Source organism: Streptomyces sp. NPDC055966, from assembly GCF_042269865.1.
GTDB lineage: Bacteria > Actinomycetota > Actinomycetes > Streptomycetales > Streptomycetaceae > Streptomyces.
Map to the genome: position 1 here is coordinate 187,907 of NZ_JBHJYK010000006.1, position 17,099 is coordinate 205,005.

At 70.2% G+C, this 17,099-nt stretch carries 18 protein-coding genes and 1 pseudogene; 12 read left to right on the forward strand and 7 right to left on the reverse strand.

Features of this window, described 5'->3' with window-relative positions:
• The first annotated feature begins 10 nt into the window (after positions 1-10).
• From ACFC8N_RS15230 to ACFC8N_RS15245, 4 genes and pseudogenes are all read left to right on the forward strand, one after another.
• Positions 11-775 (forward strand): SDR family oxidoreductase, encoded by a 765-nt coding sequence (locus ACFC8N_RS15230; protein ID WP_376288388.1) that lies wholly within the window; start codon positions 11-13, stop codon positions 773-775.
• Between the two features lie 97 nt (positions 776-872).
• Positions 873-1,463, forward strand: a pseudogene (locus ACFC8N_RS15235) (aldehyde dehydrogenase family protein); the annotation flags it as partial.
• A gap of 217 nt (positions 1,464-1,680) precedes the next feature.
• Positions 1,681-1,941: a type II toxin-antitoxin system VapB family antitoxin gene (locus tag ACFC8N_RS15240; protein ID WP_376288389.1), complete on the forward strand. Its 261-nt coding sequence runs from the start codon at positions 1,681-1,683 to the stop codon at positions 1,939-1,941.
• Positions 1,938-2,345 carry a PIN domain-containing protein gene (locus ACFC8N_RS15245; RefSeq protein ID WP_356027009.1) on the forward strand — a complete coding sequence of 136 codons (408 nt, stop codon included), beginning with the start codon at positions 1,938-1,940 and terminating at the stop codon, positions 2,343-2,345. The genes ACFC8N_RS15240 and ACFC8N_RS15245 overlap by 4 nt, the downstream gene beginning before the upstream one ends.
• A 30-nt stretch (positions 2,346-2,375) precedes the next feature.
• Here ACFC8N_RS15245 and ACFC8N_RS15250 read toward each other — a convergent pair whose 3' ends face one another.
• The 5 genes from ACFC8N_RS15250 to ACFC8N_RS15270 all read right to left on the reverse strand — a co-directional run bounded on the left by ACFC8N_RS15250 (position 2,376) and on the right by ACFC8N_RS15270 (position 7,871).
• A complete protein-coding gene (locus ACFC8N_RS15250) occupies positions 2,376-3,476 on the reverse strand; it encodes an integrase core domain-containing protein (protein ID WP_376288390.1) in 1,101 nt (366 codons plus the stop codon).
• A gap of 312 nt (positions 3,477-3,788) precedes the next feature.
• The gene (locus ACFC8N_RS15255; protein WP_376288391.1) at positions 3,789-5,933 is read right to left on the reverse strand and encodes a prolyl oligopeptidase family serine peptidase; all 2,145 of its coding nucleotides are present in this window, start codon (positions 5,931-5,933) and stop codon (positions 3,789-3,791) included.
• Between the two features lie 320 nt (positions 5,934-6,253).
• Positions 6,254-7,024, reverse strand: coding sequence for a transposase (locus ACFC8N_RS15260; protein ID WP_376288392.1), 771 nt, complete (start codon positions 7,022-7,024; stop codon positions 6,254-6,256).
• A gap of 7 nt (positions 7,025-7,031) precedes the next feature.
• Positions 7,032-7,370 carry a hypothetical protein gene (locus ACFC8N_RS15265; RefSeq protein ID WP_376288393.1) on the reverse strand — a complete coding sequence of 113 codons (339 nt, stop codon included), beginning with the start codon at positions 7,368-7,370 and terminating at the stop codon, positions 7,032-7,034.
• Between the two features lie 303 nt (positions 7,371-7,673).
• Entirely contained in the window at positions 7,674-7,871 is a 198-nt protein-coding gene (locus ACFC8N_RS15270; protein ID WP_356026998.1) for a hypothetical protein, read from the reverse strand.
• 364 nt (positions 7,872-8,235) lie between these two features.
• Between ACFC8N_RS15270 and ACFC8N_RS15275 the strand changes: the two genes are divergently transcribed.
• The 8 genes from ACFC8N_RS15275 (at position 8,236) to ACFC8N_RS15310 (ending at position 15,105) form a co-directional block, all read left to right on the forward strand.
• Positions 8,236-8,547, forward strand: coding sequence for a type II toxin-antitoxin system Phd/YefM family antitoxin (locus ACFC8N_RS15275; RefSeq protein WP_356026995.1), 312 nt, complete (start codon positions 8,236-8,238; stop codon positions 8,545-8,547).
• Between the two features lie 234 nt (positions 8,548-8,781).
• The gene (locus ACFC8N_RS15280) at positions 8,782-9,084 is read left to right on the forward strand and encodes an urease subunit gamma (RefSeq protein WP_356026992.1); all 303 of its coding nucleotides are present in this window, start codon (positions 8,782-8,784) and stop codon (positions 9,082-9,084) included.
• A gap of 10 nt (positions 9,085-9,094) precedes the next feature.
• Entirely contained in the window at positions 9,095-9,406 is a 312-nt protein-coding gene (locus ACFC8N_RS15285) for an urease subunit beta (protein WP_356026989.1), read from the forward strand.
• Complete coding sequence (locus ACFC8N_RS15290) at positions 9,399-11,120, forward strand: urease subunit alpha (protein ID WP_376288394.1); 1,722 nt, start codon at positions 9,399-9,401, stop codon at positions 11,118-11,120. The genes ACFC8N_RS15285 and ACFC8N_RS15290 overlap by 8 nt, the downstream gene beginning before the upstream one ends.
• The gene (locus tag ACFC8N_RS15295) at positions 11,120-11,794 is read left to right on the forward strand and encodes an urease accessory UreF family protein (RefSeq protein ID WP_356026984.1); all 675 of its coding nucleotides are present in this window, start codon (positions 11,120-11,122) and stop codon (positions 11,792-11,794) included. The genes ACFC8N_RS15290 and ACFC8N_RS15295 overlap by 1 nt, the downstream gene beginning before the upstream one ends.
• 100 nt (positions 11,795-11,894) lie before the next feature.
• On the forward strand, positions 11,895-12,572 hold the full coding sequence (gene ureG / locus ACFC8N_RS15300) for an urease accessory protein UreG (protein WP_356026982.1): 678 nt from the start codon (positions 11,895-11,897) through the stop codon (positions 12,570-12,572).
• Positions 12,569-13,330, forward strand: a complete 762-nt coding sequence (locus tag ACFC8N_RS15305) for an urease accessory protein UreD (RefSeq protein ID WP_376288506.1) — start codon at positions 12,569-12,571, stop codon at positions 13,328-13,330. Before ureG ends, ACFC8N_RS15305 begins: the two co-directional genes overlap by 4 nt.
• Before the next feature lie 167 nt (positions 13,331-13,497).
• Positions 13,498-15,105: an alpha/beta hydrolase gene (locus ACFC8N_RS15310; RefSeq protein ID WP_376288395.1), complete on the forward strand. Its 1,608-nt coding sequence runs from the start codon at positions 13,498-13,500 to the stop codon at positions 15,103-15,105.
• 66 nt (positions 15,106-15,171) lie between these two features.
• Here ACFC8N_RS15310 and ACFC8N_RS15315 read toward each other — a convergent pair whose 3' ends face one another.
• Both ACFC8N_RS15315 and ACFC8N_RS15320 read right to left on the reverse strand, forming a co-directional pair.
• Entirely contained in the window at positions 15,172-16,212 is a 1,041-nt protein-coding gene (locus ACFC8N_RS15315) for an NAD-dependent epimerase/dehydratase family protein (RefSeq protein ID WP_376288396.1), read from the reverse strand.
• Positions 16,213-16,296: 84 nt separating this feature from the next.
• Positions 16,297-17,022, reverse strand: a complete 726-nt coding sequence (locus ACFC8N_RS15320) for a lysophospholipid acyltransferase family protein (protein ID WP_356026972.1) — start codon at positions 17,020-17,022, stop codon at positions 16,297-16,299.
• Between the last annotated feature and the right edge of the window lie 77 nt (positions 17,023-17,099).

The window sequence follows — 17,099 nt, forward strand, 5'->3', positions numbered from 1 at the left end:
GGAGTCACCCATGACCACCTCTGTCCCCAACACCCTGGAGAACAAGGCCGTCTTCGTGGGCGGTGCCTCACGCAACCTCGGCGCGCTCATCAGCCGGACGCTGGCCGATGCCGGTGCGCGGGTAGCCGTGCACTACAACAGCGACTCGTCGGCCGCAAAGGCCCAGGCCGTGGTGGACGAGATCACCTCGAAGGGCGGCGAGGCGTTCTCGCTCCAGGCCGACCTGACCCGGCCCGAGCAGGCCGGGCGAGCCTTCGACGAGGTCGTGGACCGCTTCGGCTCGCTGTACGCGAGCGTCAACACCGCCGGCATGGTCATCAAGAAACCGCTGGTGGAGGTGACCCCGGAAGAGTACGACCGGATGTTCGCGGTGAACTCCAAGGCCGCCTTCTTCGTGATGAAGGAAGCGGCGAAGCGGATCGAGGACGGCGGCAAGATCCTCACCATCATCACCTCGCTGCTCGCCGGCTACACCGGCCTGTACTCGGTCTACGCCGGCAGCAAGGCACCCGTGGAGGACTTCAACCGCGCGCTGTCGAAGGAGCTGTTCGGACGGAACATCTCGGTCAACGCCATCGCGCCGGGCCCGATGGACACCGGGTTCTTCTACCCGGCCGAGACCGACGACTCCGTGGCCTACCTGAAGGCCCAGGCCATGAACGGCGACCTGACCAAGATCGAGTACATCGTGCCGTGGGTGAAGTTCCTGCTCACCGACGGCTGGTGGGCCAACGGACAGGTCTTTTTCGTCAACGGAGGCTTCACCACGCGCTGAGCGTCCCCTCGTCCGGTTCCATCCGGCTCAGGGCGGCACAGGCCCGAGCCGGACCCGGCATGCCGTCACATCTGCACGTCCCGCCTCCTGGAGAGAAATGACTTCCACCACGCCCGCCCTGCACTGGATCGACGGCGAGTGGGTCGACTCGGGCACGTACCACGACAGCATCAACCCTGCCACGGGCGAGGTCATCGGCCGTTACGCCGACGGCGGACCGGAGATCGCGGCACAGGCCGTGGCCGCGGCCAAGCGGGCCTTCGAGAACACTGAGTGGAAGGACGACCGGCATCTGCGCGCCCGTGCCCTGCACGAGATGGCCGACGCCTTCGCCGACCGCACCGACGACCTTGTCGAGGCCCTCGCCCTGGAGAACGGCAAGCTCAAACAGCACGCCCGGTTCGAAGCCGAGATGGTGCCCTCAAAGCTGCGCTTCGCCGCCTCCGTCGTACGGACCGACTACGGCCGCGCCCTGGAAGTGGCCCCGGGTGTGTTCTCGATGGTGCTCCGCCAGGCCCGCGGCGTGGCCGGCATCATCGTCCCCTGGAACTCGCCGGTCGTCCTCCTGATCCGCTCCCTGGCCGCCGGCACGACGACCGTGGTGAAGATGCCCGGGCAGACCGCCCAGGTCAACTCGCTGGTGTACCGGATCGTCTCCGAGGTGGACTCGTTGCCACGCGGCGTGGTCAACGCGTTCACCGAGCAGCACGGGAGCGGAGCCCGCCACGTTGTGGCCTCGCCGGACGTTGTGCCTGCCGAAAATCCATCCGCGCTGGTGAGGGCTCTTCCGTCGCGCTCGGCTCGGCCACCCTCTCAGGCGGGGTGCCACCTGTCCGCTGCGTTGCTACAATGTGTGAGTGGTGGGCGATCTTCCCACATAATCCACATTGAAGGGAGTGGTCATCGTGAGCGTGACCAACGTCGACCTGGACGACCAGACCCTCGCCGAGGCCGCCGCACTCCTTGGCACCACCACCAAGAAGGACACGATCAACGCTGCCCTCGCCGAGGTCGTCAAGCGCTACAAGCGCCGCCAGGCGGCCGAGCGACTGGCCGAACGCGGAGCACGCGGCGATTTCGAAACCACCCGGCGCCTGTGGGAGGCGCGTAAGGCCGCGCAGCGCGCCGAGGCCGCCGCAAGCGGCGCCGACGAGGCGGCCAGGTGATCGCGTACCTGATCGACACCAGCGCCTACGTCCACCTGGCCACCGATCCCGCCAGCCTGCGCCGCTGGGACGCCGAGATGGAAACCGGGGCCATCGGCATGTGCGAGGCCACACAGGCAGAGATCCTGTTCAGCGCCACCGGACCGGCCGACCGCGACGCGATAGAGGCCGACCTGAACGACCTGTTCGGCACGGTGCACGTACCCAAGGACGTATGGCGCTGGGTGGACCGCGCACAGTACAAGCTGACCCAGGGCGGAGAGCATCGCGCGGCCGGAGTAATCGACCTCGTACTCTGCGCGACCGCCGCGCACCACGGCCTGACCGTCCTGCACCGTGACAACGACTTCGCCACCGTCGCCCGCGTCCTGGGCGAGGTGGACCAGCACGACGTACGACGCTGACACCAACGACGCGGCCTCGTCCGGGCAAGGTCACGCGGCAGCGTGCTGGTACTCGTGGGGGATGCCGCCGAGGCGGTCGCGTCTACGTATGTCGAGGCGGGCCATCTGGACCGGATCCGTGATCGGCTCCGGCAGCGGTTGCAGTGGGCGGGCGTTGCTGATGCCCTGATGGGGTCTGTGCCCGTTGTAGAACCGCTCGAACTCGCGCAAGGCGTGCAGGAGATGGCGCTGGTCCCAGATCAAGGTCCGGTCCAGCAGTTCTCGCCTGCAGGTCTGCACCCACCTTTCCACGACCGAGTTCATGCGGGGCATCCGGACACCGCTGAGCAGGACCTCGATCCCCGCGTCCTGGAGCACGGCATCGAACAGGGCGGGGAACTTCCCGTCCCGGTCCCGGATCAGGAATCTCGCCCGGCAGCCGGTGTCCTCCAGGTCCATGACGAGGTTCTTCGCGGCCTGGGTGACCCAGGAGGCGGTGGGGTGGGCGGTGGCGCCCAGGATGCGGATCCGCCGGGTGGCGTGCTCGATGACGGCGGACACGTACATCCGCGCCCCGGACAGCGCGACGGTCTCGAAGAAGTCGCACGCCAGCAGCGCGTTGGCCTGGGACCGCAGGAAGTCCGCCGAGGAGGTGGCAGATCGTTCGGGTGCCGGGTCGATGCCGGCCTCCTTCAAGACCTCCCAGACCGTGGACGCCGCCACCTTTACCCCGAGCTCGAGCAACTCGCCGTGCAGGCGCCGATAGCCCCAGCCTGGGTTTTCCCTGGCCAGGTGCAGTACCAGCGCCCGGATCGAGTACACGGTGCGCGGCCGCCCTCCGCGCTTGGGCCGGGACTGGGCGGCGTGCCGGCGGGCGATGCGGATACGGTGCCACCGCAGCACCGTATCCGGCCGTACCAGCAGCCGCATCCCGCCCAGCACTTCCCGGGGCAGGCCGTGGAGCAGCGCCGCCAGGAACGCCCGGCCGGCCGCGTCGAACGGGACCCGCTGCCCGTTCAGCTGCCGCTGCAGAACCTCGATCTGATGGCGCAGGGCCAGGATCTCGACATCTTTCCCGGGAGCACTCACCGGGAGCAGCCGCAGCATCGCGAACGCGTTCGTCACGCCCAGGTACGCCAGTCTCAGCAGCACGGCCGATCATCATGCCGCGACCACCGCCGATCACGCGAGAGCACCGACTCAGCCACCCGCGACTGCCACCGAAACCCACTTCCACCTGCATGGATGAGGTAATCGGCAAGGGCAACACTGACCGCGATCTTCGCGATCACGCTGCTTGTGGCGCTGCTGATGGTGGGCAAGCTCTCCGACCACGTCGGCGGTCCACGATCCATGGCCGAGTGCTCACACCTCACGAACGGCCGAATCAGCACACCGGCCACGCCCGACCAGGACACCTCAACAAGATCGTGTTACGAGCTCGTAGCTTTGTGAATATCGGGTCTAGCAGGGCATCGTGGCGGGGCGGTCGACCAGGTGCCGCTGGAGGAATTCCAGTTGGTGCCCCAGTAGCCGGGCGAACGTGTCGTTGGTCGGTGCGGCATGTGTCATCCCGCTTAGCGGCAGCACCTCGTGCGGCTTCCCCGCGGCCAGCAGAGCGTTGGAGAGTTGCAGCGTACTGGCCACGAAGACGTTGTCGTCTGCCAGTCCGTGCATCAGCAGCAGCGGGCGGCTGAGCTTTGGAGCGTCGGCAAGAAGCGAAGACAGCTCATAGTGCTCCGGGTATTGGTCGGGCAGACCGAGGAAGCGCTCTTTCCAGCAGGCATCGTAGAGATGCTGGTCGGCGAGCGGAGCGCCGGCCACTGCGGCGTGGAAGGTGTCGGGCCGGCGCAGCACCGCGGCGGCGGCCAGCATCCCGCCGAACGACCAGCCGCGGATGCCGACCCGGTCGAGGTCCAGCTCCGGGTGGCGCTCGGCGGTCGCGTGCAGGGCGGCAACCTGGTCGTCCAGGGTCGGGCCGATCGGGTCACCGAAGATCTCCTTCTCCCAGCGCGGCCCGCGTCCGGGTGTGCCGGCGCCGTCCGTCACCAGCACCGCGAAGCCCTGTTCGGCGAACCACTGCGAGACGAGGGTGTGAGAGGTCTGTTCGGCCATCACCTTCTGCATGGCGGGGCCGCCGTAGGGATCGACCAGTACCGGCAGCTGGGCATCACCGGCCTTGTGCCACGACGGCAGGAAGAGGTGTGTGCGCAGTTCACGCGGCCCTACGGCGGCGGATTCGACACGCAGTTGCAGTAGCGGGCGTTGGGCGTGCGAGCTGATTTCGACGGGCGCGGGGCCATCCCGTTCCGGTCGGCCGTCCTCGGTCAGGCGGTGCACAGCGGTGTGCGAGCCCGGCAGATCCAGCGTGCGCGTGGTGTGTACCAACGTGCCGCCGCCAAATGCGCCGGAGTGCACGCCCGGCTGCTCGGTCAACTGGTGTATGCCCTGGCCCGGACGGTACCTCCACACATGGCGTTCGGTGGGTTCTGCGGCCGCCGTGAAAAGCACCGTCTCGCCGTCCACCGCAAGCACCTCGTGCAGCTGCAGGCCGTCCGGCGTGACCGGCGTGCCGTCGATGCTCAGGTGCCGGGTCTCGTTCCGGTCGAGGTAGTCGACGAGCAGGCCGGTGGCTGTCCGCGCGGGCACTCCGGGCACCAGCAGCTCCACCCAGTGCTCATCGTGCCGCTCGGCCAGGAGGCTGGTCGTACCGTCTGCCGGGTCGACGGCCAGTGCCTGGAGCGTGCGCTGGTCGCGGCTGAGTACGGCGGCGAACGGACCGTGCCCGTCCCAGCCGGCCGCGGGCAGGTACTCGAAGCCGGTCCGGTCCCAGCGGACCTCGGTGCGGTTGCCCGCCAGATCGGCGACCCAGAGCGTGACCTCGGCGTTGGCAGTACCGACCTGCGGGTAGCGCATCGTGCGCGGCGGCTTGGCGGGGTCGGCCGGATCGGTGATGTACCACAGCCTGACCTCGCGGTTGTCCACCCGGGTGGTCAGTATCCGCTCCCCGTCCGGTGCCCACCAGTACGCCCGGTAGCGGCCCATCGACTCGCTCGCCACATGCTCCGGCAGGCCGAAGAAGACGTCCGGACCTTCCGCCGGCTCGGGCGCGGCCACCGCTCGGTCGCCACTGCCGTCGGCGCCGATCACCCGGAGCGCGCCGCCGGAGACGTAGGCGATGTTCCGGCCGTCCGGGGACGGGCGCGGGTCCACCACCGGCTGCCGGGCGGGCAGTTGCCCGACGGCGCCGGAGCCGGTATCCACCACCCACAGCTGCCCAGAGAGGGCGAACGCAGCCACCTGAGCGGCCGTGTCGGTGGCGTAGTCGGTGATCCCAGCGGCCTGCTGCCGAGCGCGTTCGCGCCGGATGCGCTCCTCCTCCGGCACCCCATCGGTCGCGTCGCCGAGCAGCCCGGCGGGGTCAGCCAGCAACCGCTCCGCGCCGGTTGCCAGGTCGATCCTCCACAGGCACCCGATCGGATCGTCCCCGGCCCGGCTCCGCAGGAACAGGACACGGGTACCGTCCGGCGCCACGGTGAAACGGGCGGGCGCACCGAGGGTGAAGCGGCGGGTGCGGGCGAGCTGTCGCAGAAGTGGGGATGTCACCATGCCTGGCACTGTGTCATTCGTTCGGTATAGCAGCATGGGAATATCGAGATCGTTCACCGTGGACGTCATAATGCCGACTCGCTCGTGACCGGCTCAGACAGCCGTGCCGAAACCGGTGGCAGCCCGGCACCAGGCGTGTTGAATCAACCGGGGATCTGAGCAGACTGTCAAAAACCATCCGCAGGACAGCGAAGCTCGCTGTCGGGGGTACATCGTCTTGTCATGTGCGCGATCAACCGGGTGGGCGAGTCCATTGCGAGTCCAAGCCTTGTCCCGTAAATGATCTACGGCGTGCTGGCCGACCCTGCTCGTCTTCTCGGTCACCCGGCGAGGGCGAGGTTGTGCAGGCGGACGATGCCGAGCATGGCGTGGTGGACACCGTCGCCCTTGGGGCGGCAGTCGCGCAGGATCTTCCACGTCTTCATGCGGGCGAAGGCGTGCTCGACGCGGGCGCGGACTTTGCGGTGGGAGGCGTTGTGTTCCTCCTTCCAGGCCGGGAGTTCGCTCTGGCCTTTCTCTCGGCGGTGTGGGATGACCAGGCCGGTGCCGCGGTAGCCGCCGTCCGCGATGACGGTGGTCTTGCCGACGGCGGCTTTCGCCCCGGACAGCTCCCATGTCTTGCAGTCGTTGCGGTTGCCGGGCAGCGGTCGGCCGACGGCGACAACCAGTCGGGTGTCTGCGTCAATGACGACCTGGTGGTTGGCGGAGTACCGGTAGTTTTTCGACTGCTCGGCGATGCTGTGGTCCCGGGTGGGGACCAGGGTTCCGTCGACGATCAGGACGGTGTCCTTGCGGAACCGTTTGCGCTGCTGGAGCGCGAGCGAGGGGCCGAGGTGGTCGATGATGCGGTCGGCGGCCGACTTCGATACCCCGAACAGCGGTGCCAGCTGCCGCAGCGTGAGGTTGGTGCGCCAGTACGCGGCGACCAGCAGGACCCGGTCCTCCAGCGGAAGGCTCCACGGCCGGCCCTTGCGAACGGGATCTGCACCCTCGCGTCGTAACGCCGTGATCAGCTTGCCGAACTGTCGCGGGCTCAGTCCGCTGAACGGGGCTGTCCAGGCAGGCTCCGACGCCGTGATCACACCAGTCACTGCATGATCATTCCACCGCTTCAGGAGCTCCCTGCTCAAACGCGAGGCGGCAGCGTTCGACCTGCTCGGCCACCTGCTCCATGAACCAGCGCATGATCTCGTAGGGGATGACGTGCTCGTCGTGGCTGTGGATGTGGACGGCCGGCACCAAGTTCGGGTCCTCGTCGGGTATCACCGCCACCATGAAGGCAGCTCCGGGCAGGTGGGTCTGTGCGTTGGGAATCTCAGCCCACGCAGCTGGCGCAGGCACGGCCTCGCTCAGCTCCACACGCCAGGCGTCGTCCGGCAACGCGTAGTGGAACTGGACGGCGTAGTGGCGGCCTGCATGAACGCGCAGCTCTGGCATGCCCGCAGGCTGCCACAGCTGCCACGCCGGAGTCTCGCGAGTATCCGCTCAGCACCTGGTGCCGCCGCCCCGCCAACTATGTGCGGGACAGCTCTTAGGGTTGGCAACGCATCGTGTGGAGTGCCGAGTTGCACACAGTGAAGAGGGGGTTCCGTGCCGCAGTGCACAGCGAGCCGGGAAAGCGCAGGCAGGACCCGTGATCCCGGCCGCGGTGTTGCTGCGCGTTGCGCACCTCGGGCGCCACGGGAGCACACCCGCAGCGTGAGCCACGCCGTCATCGGGTCAAACCGGGACTGCCGAGCGTCACTCCACCTCCGGCCAAACCTCCGGCCCGCCACTCCGCCACTCGATCAGCGGCGAGTTCACCAAGTCCACCACGTCCAACCTCTCCAGGCCGGCACGCTCCAGGAACACCGACAGGTCGCGCAGGCTGTACCCGGTGCCCAGTGTCTCACTGTCGACACGGACGCAACGGCCGCCGCCCTCGCCGGGTGGATCCACGATCACGCGACCCTCGGCCCGGCCATCCGACCGTGGCGGGGCAAGGCGGGCTGCTTGATGTCGGCGGTCATGTCGTGCTCTCCGATCAGGCGGTCGGCACACCCCCCTCTGATCGTCAGCTGACCAGGAAAGGGTGAAGGCCGAACTACTTGCCGACAAGGTTGCGAACTGGACAACAGGTGCCAGGCCACCGCCCGCGGGGTGAGGATTCGTCCTGTGTACGGGCGTACTGGCCGGCACGGCCGTCGTCTCACACATTTCTCACAGACCTTGTGTGAGACGACAGCCGAAAGACATCTGACCTGGCCTTTTCCCGCCCTCCCTAGAACTGATGGACGTCACGGGCGACCCGTAAACTAGGGTCATGGCCTACGAGATTCCGGTGACGCAAGCCAGGGCTGAGCTCGCCGACCTGATCAACCGGGTGGTGTACGGCGGTGAGCGCGTCGTCGTGACACGGCATGGGAAGCCGCTGGTCGCGCTGGTCTCGGCCGGTGACCTGGAGCGGCTGGACGCGCTCGACGAGCCGGCCGCGGAGGAGCAGGTGATCAGCTCCGTGTCGGGGCTGCACGAGGCCGGTTCCGCTCCGCGCGAACGGCAGCAGCGGTTCGGGCTCGCCGCCGAGCACCGGGGGCCCGGCATGGCCGCCGAGCACCGGCGGCCCGGTGTGTCCTGACCCGTGCGGATGAACGGGTAAGTCGCTTACCATCCTGCGGTCATCGGGCGATCAAGGTCTGGTTAACGTCGTTGAAACTCCGACGAACTAACCTGCCGATCCATGCCACCAGCGGTTTTTCTGCCCGGATTGCCGTCAATCCTGGTATTTGTCGGTGTGTTAGACCTGTCTCCGTCGTGGTGGCTGCGGCAACCGGACCCCGTACGGTCCGGAGCGAGGACTGTGAGGTGGGACGTGCAACTGACCCCGCACGAGCAAGAGAGGCTGCTCATCCACGTGGCGGCCGACGTGGCCGAGAAGCGCCGGGCCCGCGGGCTCAGGCTCAACCACCCCGAGGCCGTCGCCCTCATCACCTCGCACATCCTTGAGGGCGCCCGGGACGGCCGTACGGTCGCCGAGCTGATGTCCTCCGGCCGCAAGATCCTCACCAGGGACGACGTCATGGAGGGCATCGCCGAGATGATCCACGACGTCCAGGTGGAGGCCACCTTCCCGGACGGCACCAAGCTCGTCACCGTGCACGAGCCGATCATCTGAGGGCGCCGTGATGATTCCCGGAGAGGTTCTGTTCGCGCACGGCCCGATTGCCTACAACGAGGGCCGCGAGGCCACCCGTGTGACCGTCCTCAACGCCGCCGACCGGCCCGTCCAGGTCGGCTCCCACTACCACTTCGCCGAGGCCAACCCCGGCCTTCAGTTCGACCGCGCCGCCGCCCGCGGCAAGCGGCTGAACATCGCCGCCGGCACCGCCGTGCGCTTCGAGCCCGGCATCCCCGTCGACGTCGAACTCGTCCCCCTCGCCGGCGCCCGGATCGTGCCGGGGCTGCGCGGGGAGACCGGAGGCTCCCTCGATGCCTGAGATCTCCCGCGGCGCCTACGCCGACCTCTTCGGCCCCACCACCGGTGACCGCATCCGGCTCGCCGACACCGATCTGCTGATCGAGATCGAGGAGGACCGCTCCGGCGGCCCGGGCGCCTCCGGGGACGAGGCGGTCTTCGGCGGTGGCAAGGTCATCCGCGAGTCCATGGGCCAGTCCCGGGCCACCCGCGCCGACGGCACCCCCGACACCGTGATCACCGGCGTGGTCGTCATCGACCACTGGGGCGTCGTCAAGGCCGACGTCGGCATCCGCGACGGCCGGATCACCGCGCTCGGCAAGGCCGGAAACCCCGACACCATGGACGGCGTCCACCCCGACCTGGTCATCGGCCCCGAGACCGAGATCATCGCGGGCAACGGGCGGATCCTGACCGCCGGTGCGATCGACGCGCACGTCCACTTCATCTGCCCGCAGATCGCCGACGAGGCGCTCGCCTCCGGCATCACCACCCTGGTCGGCGGCGGCACCGGCCCGGCCGAGGGCTCCAAGGCGACCACCGTGACGCCCGGACCCTGGCATCTGGCCCGGATGCTGGAGGCGATGGAGGCCTACCCCGTCAACGTGGGCTTCCTCGGCAAGGGCAACACCGTCAGCCACGAGGCGATGCTGTCCCAGATCCGCGGCGGCGCCGCCGGCCTGAAGCTGCACGAGGACTGGGGCTCCACCCCGGCCGTCATCGACGCCGCGCTCACCGTGGCCGACCGGACGGGCATTCAGGTCGCCATCCACACCGACACGTTGAACGAGGCCGGGTTCGTCGGCGACACCCTCGCCGCCATCGCGGGCCGGGGCATCCACTCGTACCACACCGAGGGCGCCGGCGGCGGGCACGCGCCGGACATCATGACCGTCGTCTCGCAGGCCAACGTGCTGCCCAGCTCCACCAACCCGACCAGGCCGTACACCGTCAACACCGCCGAAGAACACCTCGACATGCTGATGGTGTGCCACCACCTGAACCCGGCGGTCCCCGAGGACCTGGCGTTCGCCGAGTCCCGGATCCGGCCGTCCACCATCGGCGCGGAGGACGTGCTGCACGACCTCGGCGCGATCTCGATCATCTCCTCCGACTCCCAGGCGATGGGCCGGGTCGGCGAGGTGATCCTGCGGACCTGGCAGACGGCGCACGTCATGAAGCGCCGGCGGGGCGCCCTGCCCGGCGACGGCCGCGCGGACAACCACCGGGTACGGCGCTACGTCGCCAAGTACACGATCAACCCGGCGCTCGCCCAGGGCCTCGCCGCCGAGATCGGCTCCGTCGAGACCGGCAAACTCGCCGACCTCGTCCTGTGGGAGCCCGCGTTCTTCGGGGTCAAGCCGCTCCTCGTGCTCAAGGGCGGGCAGATCGCGTACGCGCAGATGGGCGACGCCAACGCCTCCATCCCCACCCCGCAGCCGATCCTGCCCCGCCCGATGTACGGCGCGATCGGCCGCGCCCCGGCCGCCAACTCGGTGAATTTCGTGGCCCCGTTGGCGATCGAGGACGGGCTGCCGGAGCGGCTCCAGCTCGGCAAGCGGTTCGTGGCGATCGAGTCCACCCGGCAGGTCACCAAGGCCGACATGCGCGAGAACGACGCCCGGCCCGACGTGCGGATCGACCCCGACAGCTTCGCCGTGCACATCGACGGCGAACTGGTCGAGGCGACACCTGCGGCCGAACTGCCCATGGCCCAGCGCTACTTCCTCTTCTGATGAGCAGGGCTGCGCTGCTGGTCCTCGCCGACGGCCGCTTTCCCGCCGGAGGGCACGCGCACTCCGGCGGGGCGGAGGCCGCCGTCAAGGCGGGCCGGATCACCGGTGCCGGGCACCTGGAGGACTTCTGCCGGGGCCGGCTGCACACCGCGGGGCTGGTCGCGGGCGCGCTCGCGGCGGCCGCCGTACTCGGCGTGGACGTGCGGGAACTGGACGCGGCGGCGGACGCCCGCACCCCCTCCCCGGCGCTGCGCGCCGCCGCGCGCCGGCTCGGACGCCAGCTGCTGCGGGCCGCCCGGGCGAGCTGGCCCGCACCCGAACTCGACGCGCTGGCCCGGGAGTTCCCCAAGGGTGCCCACCAGCCGGTGGTGCTCGGACTGGCCGCACGGATGGCCGGACTGGGCCCGGACGACGCGGCGTACTGCGCGGCGTACGAGAGCGTGAGCGGGCCGGCGACGGCGACCGTGCGCCTGCTGAGCCTGGACCCGTTCGACGCGACCGGCGTGCTGGCGCGACTGGCACCGGAGGTGGACCGCGTGGCGGACAGGGCGGTGGAGGCGGCACGGCGAGCCGCCGCCGAAGGCGTCGACGCGCTGCCCGCGGCGTCCGGCCCCCTGCTGGAGGTCGGCGCGGAGTGGCACGCGGCCTGGCCGGTCCGCCTGTTCGCGTCATGACCTGGCCCAACCACCCGACCGGCGCGGCCGGTTGACGAGCGACAGCCCGGGGACGCCGCCCCCCATCGAACCAACCTCCCGGTCCCTAGGAGCCGTACCCATGCACCTCGATCACACCCATTCCGGCCCCGCCGCCGTCAGCGCGGACGCGCACCGGCCCGACGGCACGCACCGTGCGCTGCGCATCGGGCTCGGCGGACCCGTCGGGTCCGGGAAGACCGCGACCGTCGCCGCGCTGTGCCGGGCGCTGCGCGACGAGCTGTCCCTCGCCGTGGTCACCAACGACATCTACACCCGTGAGGACGCCGAGTTCCTGCTCCGGGAGGCCGTGCTGCCGCCCGAGCGGATCACCGCCGTGGAGACCGGAGCCTGCCCGCACACGGCGATCCGCGACGACATCTCCGCCAACCTCGAAGCCGTGGAGGACCTGGAGGACGAGGTCGGCCCGCTGGACCTGATCCTCGTCGAGTCCGGCGGTGACAACCTCACCGCGACCTTCTCCAAGGGGCTCGTGGACGCGCAGATCTTCGTGATCGACGTGGCCGGCGGCGACGACATCCCGCGCAAGGGCGGCCCGGGTGTCACCACCGCCGACCTGCTCGTCGTCAACAAGACGGACCTCGCCCCGTACGTCGGCTCCGACCTCACCCGGATGGCCGCCGACGCCAAGGCCCAGCGGGCCGAACTCCCCGTCGTCTTCCAGTCGTTGCGCGCCGGGGACGGGGTCGCGGACGTCGCCGCCTGGGTCCGGGAACGGCTCGTCGCGTGGACGGTGTGACCGCCGCCGGCGTCCGGGCCCACGCGCGCATCGCCGCCCGTGCCGACGGCCGCGGCGCTACGGTGCTGCCCGTGCTCGACGGTGCGGGCCCGCTGGCCCTGCGCCGCGTCCGGTCCACCGGCGCCGAGGCCAGGGTCATGGTCGTCGGCGCGATGAGCGGTCCGCTCGGCGGCGACCGCCTGGCGCTCTCGGCGTCCGTCGCCGAGGGCGCCCGACTGCACGTCGGGTCGGCCGCCGCCACCATCGCGCTGCCGGGCCAGAGCAAGGGCGAGGCCTGCTACGACGTCCGGCTCGACGTGGCCGAGGGCGCCGAACTGCACTGGCTGCCCGAGCAGTTGATCTCGGCCGGCGGCAGCGACCTGCACGTCACCACCCGCGCCGAACTCGCCGCCGGAGCACGCCTCGTGCTGCGCGAGGAGCAGGTCCTCGGCCGGGCCGGAGAGGAGCCCGGCCGGCTCACCAGCCGGCTGACCGTACGCGTCGCGGGCCGGACCGTGCTGGACCAGGAACTGTCCTGCGGCCCCGGGGCCCCGGGCGGCTGGGACGGCCCGGCGGTCCTGGCAGGACACCGCAGTGTCGGCCAACTCGTCGTCGTACGGCCGGAGTTCGCCGAGCGGCCGGTCCGGGCGCAGGCCCTGGGGGAATGCGCCGCGTTGATACCGCTGGCGGGACCCGCGGCCCTGGTCAGCGCCGTCGCGCCGGACGCGCTGCGGCTGCGGGGGCTGCTGGAGGAAGCGCGGTCGCTGCTCGCCGTGTGAGGTGCCTACCGGTCACCGCGGGACGTACGTACCGGTCAACGGGACATGATCGTCCGGTTATCGGATTGGTAAAGATGGCAGATGCCCCCTGTTCACAGTCGGCTCACAGCCGAGAGGATCCCCGTTTGACGACTCGCAGCGATGCATATGTAGGGGGAGGGGCCCACTTGAGGGACAACAGACCGAAGAGCCGCCTGCTGGCGCTCGGTTCCGCCGGAGCACTCGTCACCGCCACCCTGATCGCCGGCGCCGTGTCGGCACCCGCGGCCAGCGCCGCCGGCGCCACCGGCCGGCCCGGCCAGGACCGCGCGGCCAAGGGCGCCGAGATCGCCGCCGCCCGCGCCGCCAGGGCGGGCATCAACTGGCAGGACTGTCCTGCCGCTTGGGGTCTGGCCAAGCCGATCCAGTGCGGCTGGGTCAGCGTGCCCGTCGACTACACGCACCCGTACGGAAAGCAGATCAAGCTCGCCGTCGACCGCATCGGCAACACCGGTACCAAGGCCGAGCGCCAGGGCGCGCTCGTCTACAACCCGGGCGGCCCCGGCGGTTCCGGCATGCGCTTCCCGACGCGGGTCACCAACAAGAACCCCGTCTGGGCGAACGTCGCCAAGGCCTACGACTTCGTCGGCTTCGACCCGCGCGGCGTCGGCCACTCGGCACCCATCTCCTGCGAGGACCCGCAGGAGTTCGTCAAGGCGCCGAAGATGGACCCGGTGCCCGGCTCCGAGGCGGACAAGCTGGCCCAGCGCAAGCTGGCCCGCCAGTACGCGGACGGCTGCCTGGACCGCACCGGCCGCGCGATGCTCCAGCAGATGACCACGCCCAACACCGCCCGCGACCTGGACGTCATCCGCGCGGCGCTCGGCGAGAAGAAGCTCAACTACCTCGGTGTCTCCTACGGCACCTACCTCGGCGCCGTCTACGGCACCCTCTTCCCGGGCCACCTGCGCCGCATGATCGTGGACAGCGTGGTCAACCCGGCCCGCGAGAACATCTGGTACCAGGCCAACCTGAACCAGGACGTCGCCTTCGAGGGCCGCTGGAAGGACTGGGAGGACTGGGTCGCGAAGAACGACGCCTCCTTCCACCTCGGCACCACCCGTGCGGCCGTCCAGGCCAAGTGGCTCGAACTGCGCGCCACCGCCAAGAAGAACCCCATCGGTGGGGTCGTCGGCCCGGCCGAGCTGATCTCCTTCTTCCAGAACGCCCCGTACTACGACTCCTCGTGGGTGCCGACCGCCACGGTGTTCAGCAAGTACGTCGCCGGTGACACCAAGGCACTGGTCGACGCGGCGGCCCCCGACCTGTCCAACACGGCCGGCAACATCTCCGCGGAGAACGGCAACGCCGTCTACACGGCCGTCGAGTGCACCGACGCCAAGTGGCCCACCAGCTGGCGGAAGTGGGACCGGGACAACACCCGGCTCAACAAGGACTATCCGTTCATGACCTGGGCCAACGCCTGGATGAACCTGCCGTGCGCCACCTGGCCGGTCACGCAGCAGAACCCGGTCCACGTCACGACCCACACGGGCCTGCCGCAGGTGCTGATCGTGCAGTCCACCCGCGACGCCGCCACCCCGTACGAGGGCGCCGTCACGCTGCACCAGCGCTTCGCGGGCTCCCGTCTGATCACCGAGAAGGACGCGGGCTCCCACGGTGTGACGGGCCTGGTGAACCCCTGCATCAACCAGCGCGTCGACGCCTACCTGGTCGACGGCAAGCTGGACGGCGCGGACGTGACCTGCGGCCCGCACGCCACGCCCAAGCCGTGACCGGGACCGTACGGTGACGAGGGGCGGCCGGAGCACCACCGTCCGGCCGCCCCTCACTCATGCAGCTCATGCCGCTCGATTCGCGAACCAGGCGTCCTCGGCCGCGTAGTCGAAGAGGTCCGGGTACGCGTTGGCGAGCAACGGGAAGGCCTCCCGCCAGTCCCGCGCGGCGAGCGTGTCCGTCAGCCACGCCACCGTCTCCGGCAGGCTCTCGGCGTACGTCACCACCGGCCGGTACCCCAACTCCCGCTCCGCTGCGGACATGTCGCAGACGACCGGCAGCGGGACCGACCACGGCGTGCTGCCGACGGAGCCCTCGGGCGGTCCGTCGAGGAACGCCGTCCGCGTCGTCGTGCCCATCACCGCGTCGATGGCCGCGCCGATCTCGGCCGGCGTCGGCGTCTCACCGTCACAGGCGTTCAGCACCCGGGTACCGGGCCGCGCCGCCGCCAGCCGCACCAGTTCGGCGATGTTGCGGGCGCTCGACGGATGGAACAGGCTCTCGCCCCGGTACGCCACCATGCGCTCGCGCCTGCCGTCGAGGTTCCGCTTCACGAAGTACAGCTCACGCGGCAGCGGACTGTACGGCCCGTGCACCGCGGCGGGCCGCAGCACGGTGACGGGGAACTCCGCGGCGGTGGCGAGGAGTTCTCGTTCCAGCGCCGCCTTCCTGGTGCTGTACGACGTGTCGCCCGCGGCGATCGTCCGCTGGCCCTCGGGAACCGGCACCGGGAAGACCGGGAAGCCCTCCGGATCGCGCAGCGTGTCGAAGTTCCGTCCGGATCCGTCCTCGTACACCGACACGGTGGAGATCACCACCGCCGAGCCGACGCGGCCCGCGAGGGACGTCAACTGCCGGGCGTGCGCGGCGTCGTAGGCCACCACGTCGACCAGCAGCTCACAGCCGTCGCCGACCAGCGCGGAGAGAGCGGAAGGGGCCGTGTCGGCGGCGCGGTCCAGGCGGGCCGTCCGTACCCCCTCGTCCCACGCGGCGTCGCGGCCGCCGCTGCGCGAGACGGCCGTCACCTCCCAGCCGTCCCGCGCCAGCGCGTCCACCGTCGGACGGCCGATCTGCCCGTTCGCCCCGATCACCACAGCCTTCTTCATACGGCGAGCCTAGGTGTGCGGGCGGCGTGGGGCGCGGACGTTCTGCCGTCGGCAGAGGGGGGTGCGGCGGAGCCGGCCGGTCGCTCAACCGAGCGGCGCGCGCGGGAACCTGCGTTCCTTCCCGGCCTTCTCCGCGCTCTGCCGGGACTTGACGACGGCCGCGTACTCGTCGACGTACTCCTGCTCGGACAGGGTCAGGATCGCGTACATGATCTCGTCCGTGACGGCCCGCAGGATCGCCTTCTCCCGCTCCATGCCGGCGTAGCGCGAGAAGTCGAGGGGCTTGCCGAAGCGGATGGTGACGGGGTGGAAGTGCGGGACGACCCTGCCCGGCGGCTGGGCCTCGAACGTGCCGATCATCGCGCACGGCACGACCGGCACGCCCGCCGTCAGCGCCATCACGGCGACGCCGACCTTGCCCTTGTACAGCCGCCCGTCGTGCGAGCGCGTCCCCTCGGGATAGATCCCGAGCAACTCGCCCTTGCCCAGCACCCCGAGACCCTCCCGGATCGCCGCCTGGCCGGCCTCCTTGCCCGAGCGGTCCACCGGGATCTGCCCGGCGCTGCGGAAGAAGAACGCGGTGAGCCGGCCTTTGAGCCCCGGGCCGGTGAAGTACTCCGCCTTGGCCAGGAAGGTGATGCGGCGCTTCAGGATCGCCGGCATCAGGAAGTGGTCGGAGAAGGAGAGGTGGTTCCCGGCCACGATCGCGGGGCCCGACGCCGGCACGTTCTCCAGGCCCTCGATCCGGGGCCGGAACAGCAGCCTCAGCAGGGGGCCCAGCAGCACGTACTTCAGCAGGTGGTAGAACACGGCTCGCCCCTCATTCCGCCGGGCCCGGCGGCACCGGTGTCGTCCCGGCATGATCCCGGTGCCGGCCCGCATGCGTC